The following is a 23,428-nucleotide window of genomic DNA, read 5'->3' on the forward strand; positions in this document are numbered from 1 at the left end:
GGGACGGTTCTTTCAGGGGGTGCGTTTACGGGCGAGCGTGATTCCGTCGGCCATGGGCAGGAGCGAGAGGTCGACGCGCGGGTCCTGATGGAGGAGGGCGTTGAGCGCGCGTATGGCCGTGGTGTCCTCGTGCCGGTCGGCGGGGTCGGCGACGCGGCCGAAGAGGACGGTGTTGTCGAGGACGATGAGCCCTCCCGGTCGCAGGAGCCGGAGGGATTTCTCGTAGTAGTGGTGGTAGCCGGCTTTGTCGGCGTCGACGAAGACGAGGTCGACGCTGGATTCGCCGTGTTCGTGGAGGAGGGCGGTGAGGGTGTCGCGGGCGTCGCCGATGCGGACGTCGATGAGGTGGTCGACCCCGGCGCGTTTCCAGTAAGGGGCGGCGTAGCGGGGCCATTTGGGGTTGGTGTCGCAGGTGATGAGCCGGCCGTCGGGGGGCAGGGCGCGGGCCAGACAGAGGGTGGAGTAGCCGGTGAAGGTGCCGATCTCGACGATGGTGCGGGCTTGGACGAGTGCGGCGAGGAGGCCGAGGAGCTGGCCTTCCTCGGGCATGACCTGCATGGTGGGTCCCATGGGGAGTTCCCGGGTGTGCGAGCGCAGGTCGGCGAGGACGTCGTCGTCGCGCAGGGAGACAGCGCGGACGTAGGTGAGCAGTTCTGCGGAGAACTCCGCCTGGTCTGCCACGGGTGGATCCTTCCTCGGGCTTCTTGTACTCTTTCGAGATTTACGCGGTCCTTATAAGCGATGAAAGAATTATTAATTCCTCGGAGTGCGGGTGTGACGCTTGACACGATTGCCGCATGATGTTGGTGGTTATCCAGTTGTGTAGTGACCTGGGGGTCTGGCGTGCGGACGAGAGGTGCTTGTATCTTCAAGTTCATGGCGTGTGTGAAGCCGAGAACGGGAAGGCGGAATTATGGAATTCCAGGTCCTGGGTTCGCTTCGAGTACTCAGCGGCAGCGATGAGATTCCACTTCCCGGAGTGAAGGGGCGTGCCGTACTCGGATATCTGCTGCTGCACCCCAATCAGGTCGTTTCGAGCAGGGCGCTGACCGCCGCGCTGTGGAACGGAAGAGAGCCCGCCTCCGCCCGCAAGATTCTCCATAATTCCGTGATGCAGGTACGTAAGACGCTTTCCGGTCATCCGGCCGACCGGAACGGGACCGCGGTGGAACTGCTGACGCGGACTCCGGGGTATCTGCTGAAAGTGGGCGAAGAGCTGATCGACGTCACGCGTTTCGGCTCGCTCGTACGGCGTGGCCGCACCTTGATGGCCGAAAGCATGCCGGAGCGGGCCGCGGCCGCCTTCCGGCAGGCGCTGGACCTGCGCCGCGGGGAGGTACTGGCGGACCTGGTCGAGGCCGGCGTCTCGTGGCCCGAACGGGACGCCGTCGAGAACGCCTGCCTGGACGCCTTCGAGGACTACGCCGAGGTGGAGCTGATGTGCGGCCGGCACGAGGAAGTGCTGGTGGAGCTCCAGCGGCTGACCTCCGCCGAGGGGCGGCGCGAACGGCTGCTGGGCCTGTGCATGATGGCGCTGGTCCGCTGCGGCCGGCAGGCGGAGGCGCTGGACATGTACGAACGCCGGTGCGTCGTACTGGAGCAGACGTTCGGCGTCGAGCCCGGCCCCGAACTGCAACGGCTCCACTACGCGATCCGTACCCGCGACCCCGTTCTGCTGCTGCCCGGCGCCGGTTCGGGACGGCCCCTGGCCCGCGGCCTGCTCACCCCTTCGAACCCCGCGCCCCGGCAGACCGCGCGGGACGCCGGGCAGCCGCGACCGCTCCCCGGTCCCGGCGCCGCGGCACCGGTTCCCGAACGCACCGAGCGGGTGTCGACCGAGCGCAGACAGGTGGTCATGCTCCAGCTGAGGGTCCTGTGGCGGTGGGCGGACCTCGCCGCCTTCCCCGAGTCCGTGGACGAGAAGCAGGCGCAGATGCACACCGCGGTCCAGGAGGAGGCCGGCCGGTTCGGCGGAACCGTCCTGTCCCGGATGGGAGCCGACTGGCTGGTCGCCTTCGGCGCCGACTCCTGCCGCGGCGACGACCCGTACCGCGCCGTCCTCTGCGCGCTCGCCCTGCGTGCCCGGTTCACCCAGGGCGACCACCACGCCGGGATGTTCGACGCCTTCCCGGGGACGGACGGCGGAGTGCTCGTCGTCGTCGCCTCGGGGCTCTCCCTGGTGCGCACCAAGGGGGACGGCGGGCCGCCGGCCGTCACCGGAACGGCCGGCGAGATGTGCGCCTTCCTGCTGCCGTACGTCCAGCGCAACGAGGTATGGGTCTGCGACCGGACCCGACAGGCCACCGAGACCAAGGTCGTCTACCAGCGCGCGCAGATCCAGAGCGTGGTGTGGCACGCGATCGGCGTCCAGCCCTACGGCCACGACCTGGCCGTCTCGCAACCGACGGTCGGCCGCGACCGGGAACGAGCGCAGCTGAACGCGGAGCTGGACCGCTTCCTCGGCGGGACCGGATCCCGGCTCGTCTCCATCGCCGGGCACCCGGGTACGGGCAAGACCCACCTCGCCGCGGAGCTGCTGCGCACCATCAGGCAACGGCACGCCCACGAGCCGACGCCGCCCATCGTGCGGCTGCCCGCCGTGCTGGACGACTGGGCCCTGGCACACGCCTTGCGCGAATGCTGCGGCATCGCAGCCCAGGACCCCCAGGACGTGGCGCGGGCGAAACTGGGCCGGACGGCCGTCGACGCGGCCCGCACACCGGACGAGGCGGACCGCACCCGCGCCGCGCTCCTCCCGCTCCTGGAACGGATGCCGGGCCGCGACCGCGCCGGCGGGGGCACCGCCGACCGGACACAGGCCCTGATGACCCTGATGGAGTCCCTGGCGCTGTCGCGCCGGCTCGTCCTGGTCGTCGACGACGTGGAGTTCGCCGACCCCCTGGTCCTGGACTTCGTCGAACGCCTGGCGGAACCGTCCGGCGGCGCCTCGGTGTTCGTGGTCGTCGACGCCCACTGCGAGGCACGCGAGACCCGGCCCTCCTGGTTCGGGACCCGCCGGTACGGTACGACGGTCACGGTGCCGCCTCTTGCGGACCGGCACCTGGAGACGCTGTGGGACCATCTGCTCGGCCACGCCGACCTCGTCCCCCACCCGGTGGAGGACACCGCCGTCCTGGGCGAACTGCTCACCGGGCTGCGCCGCGTGCTCGTGCCGGTGTGCGAGGGCGTCCCCCGGATCGCTCACGACTACATGCGGCTGATCCGCGACGCCTTGCGGCCCGGCGGCCGGGTCACGGTGGACGACCCGCACGCCGAACACCTCGTCCAGGCCGTACCCCCCACCCTGCGGTGGCAGTCCGAGGCGGCGCTGGACCGGCTGCCGGGCGCACTGCGCGGCACGCTCCAGGACGCCGCCACCGTCGACACCGTGGTCTGGGCCGAGGCGGTGGCGGCGGCGGGCGGCCGGGACCCGGAGGAGGTCCGCGCCGATCTCGACGACCTGGTGCGCCGTGGGTTCCTGTCCGTCTCGGACGGTGACACGCCGTGCCGGCATCCGCACTACGCCTTCCGTGACGCCGTCGACCGCCATGTGGCCTACGCGCGCATCCCGCTCCAGGCACGCGCGGAAAGGAGCGCCAACTACGCGCTGTGGATCGGCGGGCAGAGCCCCGGACAGCGGGCGGAGTTCCTCCTGCACCGCACCTGGAGCGCGGGACCGTCCTTCCCCGAGCCCGGCGACGCCGCCACCGGTCCGCGGAAGGCGGACGCGGGCCCGCCCGGCCACCAGACCCTGGACGACCTGCCCCGCTGGTACCCGAACCAGCTGCTCCCGCTGGTCGAGGGACTCAGGGCGCTGCTCTCCCACGGCCTGGAGCTGGAGACGGCGTGTCTGCTTCAGCACGGCGCCCCCTGCCCCACCTCCCCGTAGAGCCGCCGCCAGTCGACGGACAACCCGTGCACATAGGCGTCCGCGAGCGCGGTGACGAAGCGCCGCATGCCCCCCTCGCCGCGGCGCAGGCTGGCGAGGAGCGACACCGCGATCCCCGCCTGGTCGGCGGTCGCCTGGAGGCCGAGGTTGAGCACCGGCTGCGGACCGCACTCGACGAACGTCTCGTAGCCGTCCGCGAGGAGCGCCGAGACGGTCTCGTGGAAGCGCACCGTCTCCCGGAGATTGCGGTACCAGTAGTCGCCGCCGAGTTCGGCCGGGTCGATCCGCCCGGCGGTGACACTGGAGTAGAAGCCGACGCCGGCGTCGCATGGGCGGGTCTCCTTCGACAGGCGCAAGACCTCGTCCCGGATCGCCTCCACATGGCCGGAGTGGGCGGCGAAGTCGACTCCCGGCAGCCGCCACCGCAGGATCCGGGCGGCTGAGAGAGCCGACTCGAACGCGGTGAGCGCCTCCAGGTCACCGGAGACGGTCAGGGCGCCCGGACCGTTGGCGGCGGCCACCCACAGCCGTCCCTCCTGACCCGACAGCAGGTCCCGCACCTGCTCGTCGGAGGCCATGATGGTGACCATGGCCCCGTTGCCGCGGATCGCGTGCAGTGTCCGGCTGCGCAGGGCGACCAGCCGCGCCGCGTCCTCCAGCGAGAGCGCTCCCGCCACGTGCGCGGCCGCGATCTCGCCCTGGGAGTGACCGACGACGGCGGCCGGCTCGACCCCGAACGAACGCCACAGCGCGGCCAGCGACACCATGGTCGCGAACAGCACGGGCTGTACGACGTCGACGCGGTCCAGCGGCGGCGCGCCGTCGCAGCCGGTCAGCACCTCCTCCAGCGACCAGTCGACGTGGGGTGCCAGCGCCTGCTCACAGGCCCGGACGCGGTCGGCGAACACCGGCGCCGAGCGCAGCAGGTCCGCGGCCATCCCGGGCCACTCGGTGCCCTGACCGGGGAAGACGAACACCGCCCGGCGGCCCGCCCCGCCCGTACCGGTGAGGAGGTTGGGTGCCTCTTGACCGGAGGCGAGCGCGTCCAGTCCCGCCAGCAGCCCTTCCCGGGTGTCGTCGACGACGACCGCGCGCTCCTCGCCGGACGTGGCGCCGACGGCGATCCGCGCGGCGATGCCGGTCTCCGCCGTGGCCGGATCCGACCGTACCTGCCTGCTCAGCCTGGCCGCCCGAGCGGCCAGACCGGCGCTGGTCCTCGCCGACAGTGCCCAAGCCACCGGTACGGAGGCAGAGTCCTTGCAGCCGGCCTCATGGCCCATGGGGTTTTCCGTTCCGTCGCAGGGGCGTGCACCTGGCCGTCCGCATCACCTGCCGCGGAGTCTAGGTAACACCGGGCAACCCCTGGCTCATCGTGGGGTATGAGTTACTCGGGTGACCAGTGAGACTCCGCAATTACCCAGTGATTCCGTGGCCTCGGAAACCGGGTGATAGCGTTTGGATCACTGAGCCGTGATCATGGGCGGACCATTTTCTGAGTATTGCCACCGGCTTGCGGTGATGTTATTCCGCAGGTGAAATGGAAGTGCTGGAGGATGCGTTGTGATACATCTGCTGCGCCCCCTTGACCAAGAGGTATTGAATCAGTCGGCCGTCAGCACACTACTGCTTGACCAGGCGATTTCCGTGGCGGGCCCGACAGCGGTGGGCTGGGCCGTGGAGAAGAGCCGTGTTCTGGTCGACCGGGTTTCCGCGAAGCGTGATTTCGGGGATCTCGGGTCACGCATCGAACCTCGTCTGTTCGAGGCGGTCTCCCTGTGGGGGCTGCTGCGGCTGGGCGGTCTGAGTACCCTGCCGGAAAATTTGAGAAGCGAAATCAGCGACACGGTTCGCAAGGTTGTCGAATCCGGCATGAACGTCGACGCGCTGCTGCGCTGCGTACGCTTCATCCACGCGGAACTCATGCAGGAGTTCTTCGACTCCTGCTCCGCCACCCTGCCCATGGCGGAGCGCCCGGCGGCGATGCAGCGGCTCTCCGCGGAGCTCTTCGACGGCATGGAGCAGCTGGCCGTGTTCGTCGGCGAGGAGTTCGCCGAGTGCAAGGCGCGCTGGCTCGCCGGATTCGCCCGGGGACGGATCTCTCTCGTCAACGCGATCCTGGAGGGCCACCCGGTCGACCTGGCGAGCACGGTGCAGCGCCTCGGCTACGACCTGACGCTGCACCACGTCGCCCTGATCCTCACCTGTGAGGAGCCCGTACCCGACCGCGTCGGCGGACTGAAGGACACGGCGCTGAACCTGCTGGAGGCGGCCGGCTGCTCCTCCACGCTCCTGCTGCCCGTCGGCACCACCCGGCTGTGGGCCTGGGGAGGCCGCAGCACCGCCCGTCCCACCGCGTTCCGGCGCATCGAGAAGCCGCTCGCGGTACCCGCCCACATCCAGGTCTTCTCCGGACTTCCCGGCGACGGCATCGCCGGCTTCCGCCAGTCCCACTTCCAGGCGCGCGCCTGCGAGCCTCTGGAGACGGTGGGGGAGACCCTGCCCGCCGGCGTCCACGACTACGGCGCGCTGGAACTCCTCCTGCTGCTCGGCAACGAGAAGGCGGCGACGACGGACTTCGTCGTCCGTGAACTCGGCCCGCTGGCCGCCGACGACAAGCCCACCGCCGCGCTCCGGGAGACGGTCCTGTGCTACCTGGAACAGGAACGCAGCGTGGCCGCGACCGCCGAACGCCTCTACGTCGCCAAGAACACCGTCCTGTACCGCGTCAGGAAGGCCGAGCAACTGCTCGGCAAGTCCCTGCGCGAACTGGGCGAGGACCGGCTCCGGCTGCACAGCGCGCTCTACCTGGTCCACAAACTCGGCACCACCATGCTCATCCGCCGGGACCAGGACGCGCAGCCCGCCGCCACCCGCAGCCGCAGGTCCGCCTGACCGCGGCGGCCCGTCAGCCTTCGCGAGGCGCGCCGCCGCTCACCCTTCGGAGATGCTGATGGCCCGGACCGGGCAGGCGCGGGCGGCCTCCCGTACCAGCGGATCTCCGCCGCCGTCCGCACGGCCTGGCAGCAACTCGCTGAGACCGTCGTCGTTCTGAGTGAAGACGCCGGGTGCGGTCAGGGCGCACTGGGCCGCGCCGACACAGGCGTCCTGGTCGATCTCGATATGCATGTCGGCCAACCCCTACCAGGTCACCGGAAGTTCGAGCATTCCCTGAATGGTGTCGCCCGGCTTGAAGGGGATCTCCTCCGCGGGCGCGGCCAGCCGCAGACCGGGCAGCCGCTCGAAGAGCGTCCGCAGCGCGATCTCCATCTCGGCCCGCGCCAGGTTCTGCCCGAGACACTGGTGGACACCGAAGCCGAACCCCAGGTGCTGACGGGCCGGCCGGTGCCAGTCCAGCACATCGGGGTCCGTGAAGGTGTCGGCGTCGCGGTTGATGAGGGACGGCGTGAAGACGAGCCCCTCGCCGGCCTTGATCGTCGTACCGGCGATCTCGATGTCCTCGGTGGCCAGCCGCAGGAGTCCGTCCGCGATGGACAAGAACCGCATCAGTTCGTCCACCGCGGCGGGCATCAGGGACGGGTCGGCGCGCAGCTCGGCCAGTCGCTCCGGGTGCTGGAGCAGGGTGAAGGTGCCGAGCGAGAGCATGTTCGCCGTCGTCTCGTGCCCGGCCACCAGCAGAATGAACGCCAGGGCGACCAGGTCGGCCCGCTCCATCGCCCCTTCGCGCAGCTGCGAGTCGATCAGGTCGTCGAGCAGTCCGGCACCGGGCGTCCGCTGTTTGCGGTCGATCAGCTCGCCGAGGTACGCGTCGAGTTGGGAGCCCGCGTCGAAGGCGTCGGCGGGCAGGCCGCGCGACATCCTGCGGCACTGCGCCTCGAAGAACTCGTGGTCCTCGTACGGGACGCCGAGCAGCGAACAGATCACCATCGACGGCACGGGCAGCGCGAAGGCGCTCACGAATTCGGCCGGCGGGCCCTGTGCCACCATCGCGTCGAGCAGCCCGTCGACGGTCCGCTGGATCTGCGGCCGCAGTTCGGCCGTCCGCTTGAGTGTGAAACTCGGGATCAGCGTCCGCCGTTGGGTGTTGTGCTCGGGATCGTCCACGCCGCACACGGTCGGACGGCGGTCCCGGACGCCCGCGGCGAAGCGCGGGTCGGGAATCGGGAAGCCGTCGCGCCATGCCTCCACGGACACGCGCGGGTCGACCATCAGTTCGCGGGCCACGGAATGGCCGGTGACCGCCCACACCTCGCGGCCGTCGAACAGGGTGATCCGCGCCAGCGGCCGTGGCAACGACCCGAAGGCGGGGGGCGGTTGATAGGGGCAGGTGCGGTCCTGGGGAAACGGCAGAGCGGCGGATCGTGTCATCGATGACCTCGCATGCGAAGGGTCCTCCTACCGTCGTCATTAGATCCCCGAACCGGGCCGGCCGATCGCGCTGGAGTCACAAACCGGGGCGGCAGGTCTGAGCAGTCAGCCCAAGAACCGCGAGCCGCGCGGGCCCGGCCGGGGTCACTTCCCCCAGAGTTTCCGGTAGGCCTCGCGATACCCCTGCGGGTCCCAGGAGGACTCGCCGCCGGCGTTGTCGGCCGTGGTGATGTGGACCGGGGCGATGTAGCCGCTGGCGGGCTCGCCGGCGAAGGCGCGGTTGAACTCGTCGACGATCTGCCAGCCCTGTTCCGAGAGCGGTTCGGGGACCGTCGCCGACTGGAACTCCTTGCTGCTGATGCGCTGGAAGGCGGACGGGTCGCCGTCACCCGCGCCGATGCTGAACGGGGATCCGGCGCCCTGTCTGCCCGCCGCCCGCAGCGCCGGCGCCGCGTCGGCGAAGTAGAGGTCGTTGATGGCGACGGAGTTCGTCCACCTGGTCCCGTAGCGGGACAGCAGCGCGGACACCTCCTGGGGGGTGCGGCTGCTGGCGTCGGCGAGGGGGATGTTGGACGTGGTGAGGACGTCGACGTCGGAGCAGGTGGCGAGTTCCTTCACGATCAGGTCCGACTTGCCCTTGGCGAACGGGATGGAGGCGTCGGTGAAGACCACCACCCCGGCCCGGCCGTTGGACTGGCTGATGACCCAGTCGGCGCTGATCTTCGCGACGTCCTCGACCTTGGTGGTGATGTTGCTGAAGAGCTTGGGGCTGGTGCTGGGGCCCGGTGCGTCCACGGCGTGCCAGCCGATTCCACGGCTACCACGGCTCCACCTTCGGCTCCCTCTCGGTGACCGGGCGGCCCGACGTCACCCGGTTCGGACCCGGTCTGCCGGGCACCGTGCACGTGTGGCCGCCGGACTGCCTGGAGGAGTTCTGGGACGTGGGCCCGGACGAGGCCCAGACCCTCGCCGCGTCGATGATCGAGCGGACCGTCGAGGCGGAGGGCCCCGACTCGATCGCGGCGATCGTCATCGAACCGGTCATCCACCTGCGGGGCATGGCCATCCCCTCGGCCGGCTATCTGACCCGGCTGCGGGAGATCTGCGACCGGCACGACATCGTCCTGATCTTCGACGAGATCGTCACCGGCTTCGGCCGCACCGGATCGCCGTTCGCCGCGCAGACCTTCGGCGTCACCCCCGACCTGATCTGCGCCGGCAAGGGCATCTCCGGCGGCTACGCGCCGCTGGCCGCCGTCCTGATGTCCGAGCGCGTCGCGGCCGTCCTCAGCGAGGCCGGCGGCCCGCCCGCGTTCGCCCCCTCCCACACCTACTCGGCGAACCCGCTCGCCTCCGCCGCCGGCGCCGCCGCGCTGCGCCTGTTCACGGAGGGCGACTTCACCACCCGCGTGAACACCCTCGCCGACTACGTCCGCCCCCGCCTGGAGAAGACGGTCGGCGAACGCGGCACCCTGCGCGCCGTCGGCCTGCTGTACGGCGTGAAGCTCGCCCCCCGCGCCGACGGCCGCCCCGTCGAGGGCGTCGCCGTCGCCCGCGCCTGCCAGCGGCGCGGCCTGATCATCCGCGGCCAGGACGACTGGCTGGTGATGGCCCCGCCGTACGTCACCACCGAGGCCGAGGCCGACGAGATGCTGGACATCCTGGGCGCCGGCCTGGACGAGGTCTGCGGGACCGCCGGATGAGCGGCCGGGCCGGCTCCCAGCCCTTGCGGCCCACGCTGCGCAGCCTCGTCGACGAACCGGCCCGCGCCGCCCTCGACCGGCTGACCCCGCCCGAACGCGACCTGGTCGCACGCGAACTCGCCGAGCTCGACGGCGGCGGCTACGAGGGCCCCCTCGTCGAGTCGCTGCGCAAACTCGCCGCCGCCGTGCCCGAGCGGGCCTACGCCGACAGCGCGGACGTCCTGCTGCGCATGCACGAGATCGCGGGCGCCGGCAACCATCAGAGCTGCCTGTCGTCCCTGCCGCTGGTGCGCGCCTGCTTCGACCTCGGGCTGGTGCCCGACGACGGGCAGGAGGCGGACGCCGAACTCGTCGTGGGGCGCGGTCACATCGCCCCCAGTTTCTACGCCGAGCACTACGTCCGCGGCAGCTTCCCGCTGGCCCCGCTCACGACCCTGCACCAGGGCGGGCTGACCGGCGTCGTCCACCGGGACCTGGGCTTCCGCAACACCATGCGCTACAGCCTCGGGGTCGGTCTCGCCCAGGCCGTGAGCCTCGCCCTCGGTCTCGCCGAGCGCGGGGACGACCGCAAGGTGGTGTGCCTGGCCGGGGACGGCGAACTCCAGGAGGGCGCCGCCTTCGAGTGCCTGCGCTTCGTCCACGAGCACGGCCTCGACAACTTCGTCCTGGTCGTCGACGCCAACGGCAAGGGCATCGAACCCCTGCCGAAGGAACTCAGCCTCGGCTATCTGCGCAGCTATCTGCCCCGGGTCGAGGAGACCGACGGCCAGGACGCGCACGCGGTGCGGGACGCGCTCGGCGCCCTGCTCAAGGCGCCGGGGCCGGCGGCGCTGGTGTGCCGCACCCGCAAGGACAACCACAGCTTCGCCCCGGCGGGCGCCCCCAAGAAGACCCCGTCGTTCGCGGGTACCAGCGGGCGGATGCTCGCGGCCTACCGGGACCGCACCGGACGCGCCATGAAGGTGTTCACCGCCGACATGGCCGCCCGCTTCGGCCTCAAGGGCCAGGTGCCCTACGTCAACACCGGGCTCGCCGAGACCCTCAGCGTCGGGCTCACCCTGCACCTGGCGGAGGCGGACCTGAAGGTCGTCGCGACCGACGCCATGTACTACATGGACTCCCTCAGCATGCTCACCGAGGCCAGCACCAGCGTGCGCAACCTCCTGGTGCTCGCCGGGCGCAGCTGGGGTGCCTGGGGCGGCGCGCACAACGCGGCGAACCTGCTGAACCTGCTGCTGGGCGTGCGGGTCTACGAGCCCGTCACCTCCGGCGAGTTCGACGCGGTCCTCGGCCGGCTGGAGGCGCACCCGGACACCGCGCACGTCGCCAGCGTCGTCGACGCCCGCTTCGAGGCGCCCGCCGCGGACTGCTCGGCGCGTATCGACGGCGGTGTCTGGCTCACCCCGCCGGGCCCGGAGCCGCGCGCGGCGGTCGTCAGCTTCGGCTACGCCTCCGCGCTGGTCGCCGGCGCCAACCGGGAGACCGGGCTGCCCCATCTGCACTGCGCGGCCCTCGACCCCGAACTCGACCCGGCGACCCTCGCCGTCCTCGCCGGCTGCGAGCAGCTGCTGAGCGTCGAGTACAACGGGGTGCGGGGCGGCTTCGGGGAACGGCTGCGCGCCAAGTACCTGCTGCCCGTCGACGCCCACGGCGTGACCCGGGACATCGCCAACGTGGTGCACGCCAAGCAGCTCGCCCTGCACGGCATGGACCCGGCGGCGCTGCGCGAGAGGCTCGCCCTGCTGGCCGGTCAGGAGGCGGGGCATGCGCCTGCACACGCATGACTACCGGGCGCCGGACACCGACGGCATCGTCGACGGCGCGATCCTGATGCACCGTGAGATGGCCCGGCTGCTCACCGAGGGCGCCGAGGTGCACTGGCACGACCTGGCCCGGGGAGCGGCCGGCCTCGCCGGGGCGCGCGCCGGTGACACCGTCTACGCCGGCAGCGGCCCGTACGCCTTCCTGCACCACCTGTGGCGCGAGCGGTCCGGGCGGGACTTCCGGATCGTGCGGGAGGTGCACACCGCGCTGTGGTCGGGGTACTGGGCGCAGGAGGAGCTGTGCGCGGGGCTGCTGCGCGAGGACGACCTGGTGCTGTTCCCCACCGAGTACACCCGGCAGCTGTACGTGCGGGCGTTCCCCTCGCTCACCGAGGAGAACTCGGCGGTCGCCTATCCGATGCTCGACCGGCTGCCCGCCCGGCCCCCGGCCCGCGTGCCCGGCGCGGACGAGCCGCTGCGGATCGGCTACCTCGGCGCGCTGTCCCTGGCCAAGAACTTCGACCAGGTCCTCTCCGTCTTCCTGCGCTGCCACCGGGCGAGCTCCGGCCGCACCACCCTGACCTGCGCGGGCAAGCCCAACCACCCGCGCTGGGAGACCGAGGCGATCCGCCGGCAGCTGGACGACGCGGGTGTCCCGCAGAGCGCCCTGCGGATGCCCGGGGTCCTCGGCCACGACCGGCTCGAAGAGTTCTTCGCGGGCATCGACGTCCTGCTCTTCCCCAGCACGGCGTCCCGCGAGACCCTCGGCCGGGTCGTCCTGGAGGCCCTCGCGTACGGCGTGCCGGTGCTGGCCGCCGGCATGGGCCCGGCCGTGGAACTGCTGCCCGCCCGCAACCTGGTCCCCACCGAGCTGGACACGCGGACCGCGTACACGATGGGCAAGGTCGGCCCGCTCGGCCGCGTCGACGAGGGCGTCCTCACCGGCAAGCTCCTCACCCGGGATTTCGAGCCCGCCCGGCTGGGCGACCGCCGGCCCTACGAGCACCGCACGTTCTGGGACGTCCTCGCCGGCAAGCGGCCCGCGCCCGTCGAGGTGTACGACCGGTCGGTGACCGCGCGGCTGCGGGTCCCGGCCCGCGCCGGCGACCTAGACCTGGCCAGGGAGCAGGCGGAGAACCTGTTCACCGACTACTTCGGGCGCCGCGACGAACAGGTCCTGGAGCTGATCGACCGGTCCCCTGCGGCCGACGCGGATCAGCTGCGCCAGGTGGTCACCCGGCCGGAGCGCAACCTCGCCGACTACCGCTCCTTCCCCCGGCTCCTGGACTCCCTGGTCCTGCCGCCGCTGACCTACACCCTCGCCCCCGCCGCCCCGGCCCGCCGACTTCAGGAGACACACCAGTGAGCACACCAGCCCTGTACGACCTCACGGGCAAGCACGCCCTGGTCATCGGCGGCGCCCGGGGGCTGGGCGCGGCCGTCGTGGAGGCCTTCGCGGAACTGGGCGCCGATGTCGTCGTCGCCGACACCGACCGGCTCCCGTCCGCCTTCAACCACTACCGCTCCACCCGGACCACCGGTCACGAGGAGGCCCAGAAGCTCGCCGCCCGGCTGTCGGAGCGCGGGCTGAAGGTGCGCGCCGCGCGGGTCGACGCGACCGACGAGGACGCGGTGCGCGAGCTGTACGCCGGGCTCGGCCGGGAGCAGGGGCGGCTGGACGTCGTCGTCAACGCCTTCGGGGTCACCCATGTCAGCCCGGTCGAGACGATGGAGCTGGAGGAGTTCCGGCACGTCGTCTCCGGCAACCTCGACGGGGTCTTCCTGTCCTCCAAGTACGCGCTGCCCCTGCTGCGGGCGGCCGGCGGCGGGGCCATCGTCAACTTCTCGTCGGTGTCGGGGCGTTCGGGCTTCGGGAAGGTCGCCCACTACTGCGCGGCCAAGTTCGGTGTGATCGGGTTCAGCGCCTCGCTCGCGCTGGAGACGGCCAAGGACAACATCCGGGTCAACGCGATCTGTCCGGGCATCGTCCGCACGAATCTGTGGGACTACCTGCTGGCGGAGTTCACCCGGCCCGGTGAGACGCGGGAGGAGTGCTGGGAGCGGATGCGGCAGATGATCCCGCAGCGCGCCTTCCAGACTCCGGAGGACATCGCGCAGGGCGTCGTCTATCTGGCGTGTGCGAGCAAGGTCACCGGTCAGGCGCTCGGTGTCGACGGGGGGATGTCGGCGTGAGCGGCGGCATCACCGAGGCCCCGGACGCCGTGCTGGAGGACTACGGGCACGGCTGGTCCTGGTCGCGGGAGCCGGCCCGCTGGACGCAGTCCGCAGGCCCGGGCGGGGAGTTGCAGGTGACCGCGCCCGGCCGGACCGACCTGTACAGCATGCCGGGCTCCTACCAGGTCGACCGGCTGCCGGCGCTCCAGCGGACGGTGAGCGGCGACTTCACGGCCTGGACCCGGGTCACCGTCCTGGGCGACAGCTTCGGTGACGCCGGCGGGCTCGTGCTGCACGGCGAGGACGGCTGGCTGAAGCTGTGCGTGGAGCGGACGCGGGCCGGGGGCTGGGCGGTGATCACCGTCTTGTCGCGGCCGGACTCCGACGAGGCCATGGGGCCTTCCCTGGACCGGCCGGAGGCGGAGCTGATGGCCACCCGGCAGGGCCGCAGGTTCGCCGTGCTCTACCGGCGGCAGCGGGACGAGCCGTGGCAGTTCGTGCGGACCTGGTACGGCCCGGCCGCGCCCGACGTCCGGCTGGGCGTGTTCGTGCAGGCCCCGTTCTCCGACGCCGCCGAGGGCCGGTTCGAACCCCTGCGGCTCAGCCCGACCCCCTGGCGTGACCAGCGATGACCCGCGCCGCGCCGACGGCGGCGGAGCTCGCCCCGCAGCTGGCGCTGTCGCTGCTGCTCGGCGCGGTCACCGCCGCGCCCGCCGCCGCCCTGCCGCTGCTGCGGGACGCCTACGGGCTGCCCGGGGGCGGCGGGACGGAGCTGGTCGTGGCCTACAACCTCGGCGCTCTGGCCGTCATCGCCTGCTGCGGCAGGGGGCAGGGCCGGGCGCTGCCGCGGCCGGCGGTGCGCGCCCTGCTGGTGGCCTTCGCCGCCGGCGCCGCCGGTATGGCCCACGCCCCGTTCTGGCCGCTGTTCGTCCTCGCGGCGGCCGTCTGCGGCATCGGCTACGGCGGTCTGATCCTCCATCAGAACACCCTCCTCAGCGGCTGCCCCGGCCGCGCGGGCGTCATCGCCCTCAACCTGCTGCACGCCAGCTTCGGTCTCGGCGCCCTGCTGGGCCCGCTGCTGGTGGGCGGCCCGGGCGGGCTTCCGGTGCTGCTGACGGGGGTGGCCGTGGCGGCGGCGGTGCTGACGCCCTGGGCCGTGGGCAGGGAGTTCTCGGGTGTCCGGCCTCCCGACGGGCGGCCGAACTCCGTCCCGGCTCTGACGCTCGCCCTCTTCGCGCTCGCCGCCCTCGGCTACGCCGGCGTCGAGAGTTCCGTCGGCTCCCTCGCCTCCACGCATCTGGACGCCGTCGGCTATTCGGCGGCGGACGCGGCGCGGCTCAGCGGGGTGTTCTGGGCGGGGCTGGTGGCGGGCCGGCTGGTGCTGCCGCTGCTGGCGGTCCGGCCGGCGCCGCCGACGCTGATCCTGCTCTGCCTGCTGTCCGGGGCCGCCGCGCTGGTGGCCGCCGCGACGGGCCGGCCCGCCGTGGGGTACGCGGCGGCCGGGGTGGCGTTCGGGCCCGTGTTCTCGACCCTGCTGGCCTGGGCCGCCTCCGTCGCGGGGGCGCCGCGCCGCACGACGACCGTGCTCCTGTTGGCGAACCTGGGGGCGAGCGGGGTCCTGCCCTACCTGGTGGGGCGGGCGGCCCCCGCCTCGGTCCCGCTGGTGATCGCCGCCCTCACCCTGTGCACCGCGCTGGCCGTCGCCTCGGCCGCCCGTCTCATCCGCACCCCTCAGAAGGAACTCACCTCATGATCTCCCCCCAGCCCGTGGCGGACCTGTTCTGGGCCCACTGGAAGACCAAGACGATGCTCAGCGCGATCTCCCTGGGCGTGTTCACCCAGCTCGCGCACGAGCCCCTCTCCGCCGCCGAGACCGCCCACCGCCTGGACATCGCCCCGGCCGCGACTCCCGACTTCCTGGACGCGCTGGTCGCCCTCGGCCTCCTGCGGCGCACCGGCGGTCTGTACTCCGCCTCCCCGGAGGCCGCGCAGTACCTGGACGCGGACAAGCCCGCCACCTACATCGGCGACAGCTACCTCGGCCAGTTCGGCACCCTCGCCGACGACCTGATCGCGGTGCTGCGCACCGGCACCGCCCAGGGCGGGGTGCGCGACGGCCGGGAGTTCTACGCGGCGACGTACGACTCGGCGGGCTCCACCCGGGCCTTCCAGCGCGACATGACCGCCCTGAGCCTCGGCTCGGCCCTGGTGATCGCCGAGAAGTTCCCGTGGGAGAAGTACCGCACGCTCGCCGACATCGGCTGCGCCGAGGGCGCCCTGGGCGGGCACGTCCTGCGCAGCCACCCGCACCTGAGCGCGACCGGCTTCGACCTGCCGCAGGCCCGTGAGGGCTTCGACAGCTACATGGCCGGCCTCGGCGTCGCCGACCGCGCGCGCTTCCAGGCCGGCGACTTCTTCGCCGACCCCCTGCCCGGCGCCGACGTCCTCGTCCTCGGCCACATCCTGCACAACTGGGACCACGACCAGAAGCAGCTGCTGCTGAGCAAGGCGTACGACGCGCTGCCCGAGGGCGGGTCGGTGCTGGTCTACGAGACCCTCATCGACGACGACCGCAGCAGCAACGCCGTCGGCCTCATCCTCAGCCTGCTGATGCACGCCGAGGTGCCCGGCGGCTACGACTACACCGGCGCCGAGGCCCGCGAGTGGTTCGTCAAGGCCGGTTTCCGCGACGTCCGCGTCGAGGCGCTGCACGGCCCCGAGGCCATGATCGTGGGCGTGAAGTGAGCACGCGGCGATGACCGATCTGGTGATGTTCTGGAATCTGTACGTCGCGGGCATCGACCGGCTGCGCGGCGACAGCCGGCGCTGGGACCGCCAGGCCGCGCTCGTGCGCGAACTGCGCCCCCAGGTCCTGATGATCACCGAGGGCTGGGGCTGGCACTTCGGCGAGGAGCTGGGCTTCAAGGACACCAAGGACGCCTACGGCATGGAGGGGGCGCTGATCCCGGCCCGCACCGGCTGCAACATGGCCGTCCTGTGGCAGCCCGGCACCGAGGTCGTCGCCGTCGAGCCCGGTGACCCCGCGCTCGCGACCTGGCACGGGCACGGCAGCGTCACGCTGCGGCTGCCCGGCTGGTCGCAGCCGCTGCGCTGCGCGGTCGCCCACCTCGACCCGTTCAGCCCCGTCAACCGGCTGATCGAGTCCGACCGGCTGCGCCAGTTCGCCCGCCCCGACGCCGCCGCGACCGTCCTCGCCATGGACGCCAACTGCGTGCCGCCGGGCGACCCGGAACCCGACTGGTCGGCGGTGCCGGCCCACCGCAGGGGCGACCACGTGCTGCCGGGCCAGGACCGCGCCGACCGCACCCCCCTCCAGCGGCTCCTCGGCGACCCCGGCGACCCGCTCTTCATCGACGCGGGCGCCCACCTGGGCGACCGCTCCCCCACCCACGGCCTGGACGGCGCCGCCCGCCGCAGCGACCTGTTCCTGCTGTCCCCGCGGCTGGCGGACGCCCTGGAGTCCTACCGGCCGCTGCCCCTGCCCGTAAGTGACGGGCCGGAGGCCTCCGATCACCGGCCCGTCACCATCCGGCTGCACCGACGCTGACCCCCGACGAGAGACCTCCCATGACCGACCGCATCGACGCCCTCAAGGCGCGGATGGCCGCAGGCCTGCGCTACGACGCCAACGACCCTGTCCTGCGCCCCTACCGCGAGCGCTGCGCCGACCTGCTCGACGTCCTCAACTCCACCCCCCTGAGCGAGTCCAGGGCCCGCCGGGCCGTCTTCGCCGACCTGGTCGCGGAGGTCGGCGAGGGCGGCTGGGTGATGCCCCGGTTCCTGTGCGAGTTCGGGTTCTTCATCCGCGTCGGCGACCGCACGAGGATCAACTTCGACACCGTCATGCTGGACTGCGCCCCGATCACCATCGGCTCGGACGTCCTGATCGCCCCCCGGTGCCTGATCCTCGCCGGGAGCCATCCGCTCGACCCCGGGCCGCGGCGCGCGGGGCAGGAGGAGGCGCTGCCCGTCACGCTGGAGGACGGCGTCTGGCTGGGGGCGGGGGTCACCGTCGTCCCCGGGGTGACCATCGGCCGGGACACGGTCGTCGGCGCCGGCAGTGTCGTCACCCGCGATCTGCCGGCCGGGGTCGTCGCGGCCGGCACCCCCGCCCGTCCGCTCAGGGACCTGCCGTGGGGCGAGGACGCGTGAAGGGCGTGCGGGCGGTGGTCCTCGATCTCGACGGGACCCTCGTGGACACCGTCGCCGCCGACTTCCTCGCCTGTTCCGCGCTGTTCGCCGAGCACGGCCGGCCCTTTCCCCGGGAGGTGTGGGCGCGGGAGGTGTGCGGGCACGCGGACGGCCACCACCGGCTCGCCGAACTCCTCGGCGGCGACCCGCAGGTGCTGAAGCGGCAGCTGGACGGGTTGCGGGAGGTGCACTTCGTGCCGGAGCACATCCGGCTCATGCCGGGGGTGCGGGCGCTGCTGACGCGGCTGCGCGCGGGCGGGCGGGCGCTCGCGGTGGCGTCGTCGTCCGACGGCGAGTGGGTGCACCGCTGGCTGCGGCACTACCGCATCCTCGGCTTCTTCGACGTGGTGGTCACCGGCGACCAGGTGGCGCACCGCAAGCCCGACCCGGCGGTGTATCTGCGCGCCGCCGCCGAACTCGCCGTGCCGCCGAGCGAATGCCTGGCCGTCGAGGACTCCCTCACCGGGCTCGCCGCCGCCCGCGCGGCCGGGATGCGCGTCGTCGCCGTCCCCACCGCGCACACCGCCGGCTGCGACTACTCGGCCGCCGACCAGGTGCTGCCCTCCCTGTCCGCCCTCGACCTGGAGCCGGCCGGATGACCTGGTGGCGCGACGCGGTGATCTACGAGGTCTACCCGCGCAGCTTCGCCGACGGCGACGGCGACGGGAGCGGCGATCTGGCCGGGGTCCGCGCGAAGCTGCCGTACCTCGCCGAACTGGGCGTCGACGCCCTCTGGCTGACCCCCTGGTACCCCTCCCCCATGGCCGACGGCGGCTACGACATCGTCGACCACCGGGACGTCGACCCGCGCCTTGGCACCCTCGCCGAGGCCGAGCGGCTCATCGCCGAGGCGCTGGAACTGGGGCTGCGCACGATCATCGACCTCGTCCCCAACCACGTCTCCACCGACCACCCCTGGTTCCGGCGGGCCCTCGCCGCGCCGCCCGGCAGCCCGGAGCGCGACCTGTTCCACTTCCGCCCCGGCCGCGGCCTGGGCGGTGAACTCCCGCCCAACGACTGGCCGTCGGAGTTCGGCGGCCCGGCCTGGCAGCGCGCCGGCGCCGAGTGGTACCTGCACCTGTTCGCCCCCGAACAGCCCGACCTCAACTGGGCCCACCCGGCGGTCCACGCCGAGCACGAGGACATCCTGCGCTTCTGGTACGACCGGGGCGTCGCCGGCATCCGCGTCGACTCCGCCAACGTCCTCGCCAAGGACCCCGCCCTGCCCGACCTCGCCGGCCGCACGGGCCCCCACCCGTACGACGACCGGGAGGAGCTGCACGAGATCTACCGGGGCTGGCGGAAGATCGCCGACTCCTATCCCGGTGAGCGCGTCCTGGTCGGCGAGCTCTGGCTGGACGACCTGGAGCGCTTCACCCGCTATCTGCGCCCCGGCGAACTGCACACCGCCTTCAACCTGGGCTTCCTGCGCAGCCCTTGGGCGGCGGACGCGCTGCGCGCCTGTGTGCGCGCCACTCTGGCCGCGCACGACGCGGTCGGCGCCGCCCCGGCCTGGGTGCTGTGCAACCACGACGTGACCCGCACGGTCACCCGCTACGGCCGCGCCGACAGCTCCTTCGCCTTCGACACCAAGGCCGCCGTCCACGCCACCCCCACCGACCTCGCGCTCGGCACCCGCCGGGCCCGCGCCGCGGCCCTGCTCACCCTCGCCCTGCCCGGCACCGTCTACCTCTACCAAGGGGAGGAACTCGGCCTGCCCGAGGTCGAGGACCTGCCGTCCGCGCTGCGCCGCGATCCCATGCACGTGCGCTCCGGCGGCACCGACCCCGGCCGGGACGGCTGCCGCGTCCCGCTGCCCTGGTCCGGCGCCGAGCCCCCGTTCGGCTGGCGGGCGCCCTGGCTGCCGCAGCCCGCGCAGTGGGCGGACCTCACCGTGGAGCGGCAGAGCGCCGATCCCGACTCCATGCTCACGCTGTACCGCACGGCTCTCGGGCTGCGCCGCCGGCTGCCGGCGGCGCGGGAGCTGGAGTGGCTTCCGTCGGCGCCGGACGTCCTGGACTTCCGGCGCGGCGCCCTGCGCTGTGTCGTCAACCTGTCCGAGCGGGACGTCCCCCTGCCCCCGGGGTACGGCGTCCTGCTCACCAGCCAGGCACCGGCCGCCGTGCTGGCCCCCGACACCACGGCCTGGCTCACCCCCCTGGATCGGAGAGTTCCATGCTGCACAGCGTCGCCATCGTCGGTACCGGGCTGATCGGTACCTCCGTCGCGCTGGCTCTGCGCCAACAAGGAGTCACCGTCTACCTCATCGACCGGGAGCCGGAGACCGCGCGGGCCGCCGCCGAGCTCGGCGCGGGACGCGCGGAGGTCCCCCGCGCCCCGGTCGACCTCGCGGTGCTCGCCACCCCGCCGGGCAGCGTCGCCGCCGTCCTGGACGAGCAGCAGCGGGCCGGGCTCGCCCATGTCTACACCGACGTCGCCAGCGTCAAGGGCCCGCTGCTGAAGGAGGCGGCGGACCTCGGCTGCGACCTCACCCGGTTCGTCGGCGGGCATCCGATGGCCGGCCGTGAGCTGTCCGGGCCGTTCGCGGCCCGCGCGGACCTCTTCCACGGCTGCACCTGGGTGCTCACCCCGCCCCCGGCGGCCGGCGAGCGCGCGGAGCACACCGCGCGCGCCCTGGCCGAGGCGTGCGGCGGCCGGCCGCTCGTCATGCGGCCCGGCGAGCACGACCGGGCGGTGGGCCTCACCTCCCACGTCCCGCACCTGATGGCCGGCCTGCTGGCCGGCCGGCTGCTGGGCAGCGATCCGGCCCATCTGCCGCTGGTCGGCAGGGGGTTTCGGGACACGACGCGGATCGCGGCCGGCAACCCGGTGCTGTGGGCCGACATCCTCAGGGCCAACGCGCCGGCGGTCGCCGATGTGCTGGGCGACCTCGCCGACGAACTCGGGATCGCGCTGGCGGCACTGCGGGAGCTGAGCAAGGCGGACGACGAGGAGGCGCTGGCGGAACTGACCGCGTTACTGGTGCGCGGCGTCCGCGGGCACGCCAGGCTCCCGGCCGGCGGATCCGGTGCACGGCTCCAGGGGCACCGGGGCCGGCTGCCCGTCGGTGACTGAGGCCGTCGTCAGGAGCACCGCGGGGCCCAGGCCGCGCGGCGCTCTGTAGGCGGGGGCCTTCTCCTCCGGCCGCGTGTGCTCCTGCCGGGGGCGGCCGGGCGACTGCTGTCCGGCCGCCTTCATCCGGCCGAGCACATGGCTGCGGACCGTGCGCAGCATCTGGAACCGGGTTCCGTCCCCGGTGCGCACGGTCAGCACCAGCGACTTCGCCACCAGCTGTCCCAGCAGATAGGCCACCTTGTGCCGGGGCACGAACTCGCCGACGCACACCGTCTCGGCCGACTCCAGGTCCCAGGCGCCCGGGAACCGGGTGAGCATCTGGAGGCAGCGGCGCTCCTGCGGGGTGAGCAGGCTGAGGCTCCAGTCGAGGGCGGCCTGGAGCGTGGTGTGCCGGGCGGGCGCGGGGCCGAGCGGGCGGGCCAGCAGCTGGAGGTCGCCCTGCTCGATGCGGGCCTCGATCTCGGTGACGGTGAGCATCCGGGTCGCGGCGCCGGCCAGTTCGATGGCGAGCGGCAGGCAGTCGAGCCGGTGGCAGATCCGCAGCGCCGTGTCCAGGCTGACCGGGTCCCACTCGGGGGCGGGCACGTTGCGGGCGGCGTGGCCGCGCAGGAGTTCGACGGCCGCCTGCTGCGGCAGCGGCCCGAGCCGCAGCACCGCCTCGTGCTCCACCGCCAGCGGTTCCAGGCCGGTGGCCAGCACGGTGAGCCCGGGGCAGCGCCGGGCCAGTACGTCGACCGTGGTGGCGACGGCCTCCCGGACGTGCTCGCAGCTGTCGAGGACGACGAGCAACCGCCGCTCGCCCAGGACCTCCACCAGCTGGTCGACGACCGTGTGGCCCTCCCCCACGCCGGGCAGTCCGAGCGCCTCGGCGAGCGCGGCCACGACCTGCCACTGGCGGGCGTCGACCGGTAACGCGGACAGCTGCGCCAGCCACAGCCCGCCGGGGAACCGCTCGCCGAATCCGCTCGCGGCCTCCACCGCCAGCCGGCTCTTGCCCACCCCGGCCGGCCCGGTCACCGTCACCAGCCTGCTGCGGCGCAGCATCTCCCGGAGCGCCGCGAGTTCCTCGTCCCGCCCGATCAGCAGGGACAGCGCGGGGCGCAGATTGCCGGCGGGGGCGGCCGCGGGCGTCTTCGCCGGGTCCCGCCTCGCCGGCTCCCGCAGGAGGGAGACGGGCCCGGCGCTGTCGGTCCAGCCCGAGGAGCCGTCGGTCCAGACCCCCGGGGTGGGGCGGGACTCCGGTGCGATCCGCAGCGCGGCGATGTCGTGGTTCAGCACCGCGTGGTAGAGCGCCTGGAGGGCGGGGGACGGGTCGAGTCCGAGGCTCTCGCGCAGGGCCCTGGCGACATCGCGGAACACATCGAGCGCCTCGGCCTGCCGGCCGGCCCCGTACAGCGCCCGCACCAGCAGCCCGCGCAGGTTCTCCCGCAGCGGGAAGTCGCTGATCAGCGTGGTCAGTTCGGGGATGACGACGCCGTACTGGCGCTGCACGATGCGCGCCTCGGCGAGGTGTTCGTACGTCGTCACCCGTGACTCCTCCAGCGACGCCCGCCAGTCGTCCAGCAGCGGGTGGTCACCGGCGTCCGCGAGGGCCGGGCCCCGCCAGAGGGCCAGGGCGTCCTCGGCGGTGGCGATCACCTCGCACCACGCCTCCCGGGTCACGAGCCGGGCGGTCCTGGCGGCCAGCAGGGTGAAGTCGTCCACATCGAACTCGCCCTGGTACAGGCGCAGTTGGTAGCCGAATCCCTCCCTGCGTTCGATCCGGGAGCGGTCGTCGCCGAAAAGGCGGCGTAATTTCGCCAGTTGGAGATGTAATGCGTTGATGGGGTCCTGGGGAAGTTTCTCCGGCCACAGCACATCAATCATGCGGTCCCTGGAGACCGGTTCCGGAGCATTCAAGAGCAGCAGCGCCAGCAGAATCCGTTGCCGCACCCCCCGGACCCGGCAGAGGGTTCCGTTCGATCCAGCCACTTCCAGGCGGCCGAGTGCTTGAAATTTCATTCGACATTTCTAACGTCCCGCCCAGAACTCCGTCCACCCCTATTCGGCCGGTTGGCTATTTTTCGAGACCGCGACATCCCTTGGCCAGGATGTCACTTGTACGCGCTTTTACCGTCCGGCCCCTGATACGAGAAGAGCATTACCGCACAGAAAAGCCCACCCGAGGCCCGACCGGTCCGCCGCATTCTCTGAAATATCGCCCTATTCATCCGCTTGCAAAGCGCATGCAGCCCGGGAATCCCGCAGAAGCGAGCAGCCGGCCGCAATGCCGTCCATCAGCGGAG

At 72.6% G+C, this 23,428-nt stretch carries 19 protein-coding genes and 1 pseudogene; 14 read left to right on the top strand and 6 right to left on the bottom strand.

Annotated elements, in window-relative coordinates; all coding sequences use genetic code 11:
- Positions 1-12: 12 nt before the first annotated feature.
- Positions 13-681: an O-methyltransferase gene (locus ACYUD3_RS18565; RefSeq protein WP_470971078.1), complete on the bottom strand. Its 669-nt coding sequence runs from the start codon at positions 679-681 to the stop codon at positions 13-15.
- A gap of 430 nt (positions 682-1,111) precedes the next feature.
- Between ACYUD3_RS18565 and ACYUD3_RS18570 the strand changes: the two genes are divergently transcribed.
- A complete protein-coding gene (locus ACYUD3_RS18570; RefSeq protein WP_470971081.1) occupies positions 1,112-3,889 on the top strand; it encodes a BTAD domain-containing putative transcriptional regulator in 2,778 nt (925 codons plus the stop codon).
- Here the strand turns inward: ACYUD3_RS18570 and ACYUD3_RS18575 are convergent.
- Positions 3,856-5,169 carry an acyltransferase domain-containing protein gene (locus tag ACYUD3_RS18575; protein ID WP_470971083.1) on the bottom strand — a complete coding sequence of 438 codons (1,314 nt, stop codon included), beginning with the start codon at positions 5,167-5,169 and terminating at the stop codon, positions 3,856-3,858. The two genes, ACYUD3_RS18570 and ACYUD3_RS18575, sit on opposite strands and share 34 nt — an antisense overlap.
- A gap of 589 nt (positions 5,170-5,758) precedes the next feature.
- On the opposite strand from ACYUD3_RS18575, the gene ACYUD3_RS18580 reads away from it, so the two are divergent.
- Entirely contained in the window at positions 5,759-6,781 is a 1,023-nt protein-coding gene (locus ACYUD3_RS18580) for a PucR family transcriptional regulator (protein WP_470971085.1), read from the top strand.
- A gap of 39 nt (positions 6,782-6,820) precedes the next feature.
- On the opposite strand, the gene ACYUD3_RS18585 is transcribed toward ACYUD3_RS18580, so the two are convergent.
- From ACYUD3_RS18585 to ACYUD3_RS18595, 3 genes and pseudogenes are all read right to left on the bottom strand, one after another.
- Positions 6,821-7,015, bottom strand: a complete 195-nt coding sequence (locus tag ACYUD3_RS18585; protein WP_470971088.1) for a ferredoxin — start codon at positions 7,013-7,015, stop codon at positions 6,821-6,823.
- 12 nt (positions 7,016-7,027) lie between these two features.
- Complete coding sequence (locus tag ACYUD3_RS18590; protein WP_470971090.1) at positions 7,028-8,215, bottom strand: cytochrome P450; 1,188 nt, start codon at positions 8,213-8,215, stop codon at positions 7,028-7,030.
- Between the two features lie 144 nt (positions 8,216-8,359).
- Positions 8,360-9,025: pseudogene (locus tag ACYUD3_RS18595) on the bottom strand (substrate-binding domain-containing protein); the annotation flags it as partial.
- Positions 9,026-9,063: 38 nt separating this feature from the next.
- Here ACYUD3_RS18595 and ACYUD3_RS18600 point away from each other — a divergent pair.
- From ACYUD3_RS18600 to ACYUD3_RS18655, 12 genes are read left to right on the top strand one after another with little or no spacing between them, the layout of a single operon-like run.
- Complete coding sequence (locus ACYUD3_RS18600) at positions 9,064-9,918, top strand: aminotransferase class III-fold pyridoxal phosphate-dependent enzyme (protein ID WP_470971956.1); 855 nt, start codon at positions 9,064-9,066, stop codon at positions 9,916-9,918.
- A complete protein-coding gene (locus ACYUD3_RS18605) occupies positions 9,915-11,702 on the top strand; it encodes a 1-deoxy-D-xylulose-5-phosphate synthase N-terminal domain-containing protein (protein ID WP_470971093.1) in 1,788 nt (595 codons plus the stop codon). The genes ACYUD3_RS18600 and ACYUD3_RS18605 overlap by 4 nt, the downstream gene beginning before the upstream one ends.
- The gene (locus ACYUD3_RS18610; RefSeq protein WP_470971096.1) at positions 11,683-13,047 is read left to right on the top strand and encodes a glycosyltransferase; all 1,365 of its coding nucleotides are present in this window, start codon (positions 11,683-11,685) and stop codon (positions 13,045-13,047) included. Before ACYUD3_RS18605 ends, ACYUD3_RS18610 begins: the two co-directional genes overlap by 20 nt.
- Positions 13,044-13,874 (top strand): SDR family NAD(P)-dependent oxidoreductase, encoded by an 831-nt coding sequence (locus ACYUD3_RS18615; RefSeq protein ID WP_470971099.1) that lies wholly within the window; start codon positions 13,044-13,046, stop codon positions 13,872-13,874. Before ACYUD3_RS18610 ends, ACYUD3_RS18615 begins: the two co-directional genes overlap by 4 nt.
- A complete protein-coding gene (locus tag ACYUD3_RS18620) occupies positions 13,871-14,488 on the top strand; it encodes a DUF1349 domain-containing protein (RefSeq protein ID WP_470971101.1) in 618 nt (205 codons plus the stop codon). The genes ACYUD3_RS18615 and ACYUD3_RS18620 overlap by 4 nt, the downstream gene beginning before the upstream one ends.
- On the top strand, positions 14,485-15,609 hold the full coding sequence (locus tag ACYUD3_RS18625; RefSeq protein ID WP_470971104.1) for an MFS transporter: 1,125 nt from the start codon (positions 14,485-14,487) through the stop codon (positions 15,607-15,609). Before ACYUD3_RS18620 ends, ACYUD3_RS18625 begins: the two co-directional genes overlap by 4 nt.
- Entirely contained in the window at positions 15,606-16,601 is a 996-nt protein-coding gene (locus tag ACYUD3_RS18630; RefSeq protein WP_470971106.1) for a methyltransferase, read from the top strand. Before ACYUD3_RS18625 ends, ACYUD3_RS18630 begins: the two co-directional genes overlap by 4 nt.
- 10 nt (positions 16,602-16,611) lie before the next feature.
- Complete coding sequence (locus tag ACYUD3_RS18635; protein WP_470971108.1) at positions 16,612-17,424, top strand: endonuclease/exonuclease/phosphatase family protein; 813 nt, start codon at positions 16,612-16,614, stop codon at positions 17,422-17,424.
- Positions 17,425-17,444: 20 nt separating this feature from the next.
- A complete protein-coding gene (locus tag ACYUD3_RS18640) occupies positions 17,445-18,029 on the top strand; it encodes a sugar O-acetyltransferase (RefSeq protein WP_470971111.1) in 585 nt (194 codons plus the stop codon).
- Entirely contained in the window at positions 18,011-18,667 is a 657-nt protein-coding gene (locus ACYUD3_RS18645; protein ID WP_470971114.1) for an HAD family hydrolase, read from the top strand. The genes ACYUD3_RS18640 and ACYUD3_RS18645 overlap by 19 nt, the downstream gene beginning before the upstream one ends.
- Entirely contained in the window at positions 18,664-20,280 is a 1,617-nt protein-coding gene (locus ACYUD3_RS18650; protein ID WP_470971116.1) for a glycoside hydrolase family 13 protein, read from the top strand. Before ACYUD3_RS18645 ends, ACYUD3_RS18650 begins: the two co-directional genes overlap by 4 nt.
- Entirely contained in the window at positions 20,244-21,143 is a 900-nt protein-coding gene (locus tag ACYUD3_RS18655; protein ID WP_470971118.1) for a prephenate dehydrogenase, read from the top strand. The genes ACYUD3_RS18650 and ACYUD3_RS18655 overlap by 37 nt, the downstream gene beginning before the upstream one ends.
- Here the strand turns inward: ACYUD3_RS18655 and ACYUD3_RS18660 are convergent.
- Positions 21,045-23,144, bottom strand: coding sequence for an AfsR/SARP family transcriptional regulator (locus ACYUD3_RS18660; RefSeq protein ID WP_470971121.1), 2,100 nt, complete (start codon positions 23,142-23,144; stop codon positions 21,045-21,047). The two genes, ACYUD3_RS18655 and ACYUD3_RS18660, sit on opposite strands and share 99 nt — an antisense overlap.
- Positions 23,145-23,428 lie beyond the last annotated feature (284 nt).

This window comes from Streptomyces sp. AMJ-169 (assembly GCF_055597585.1).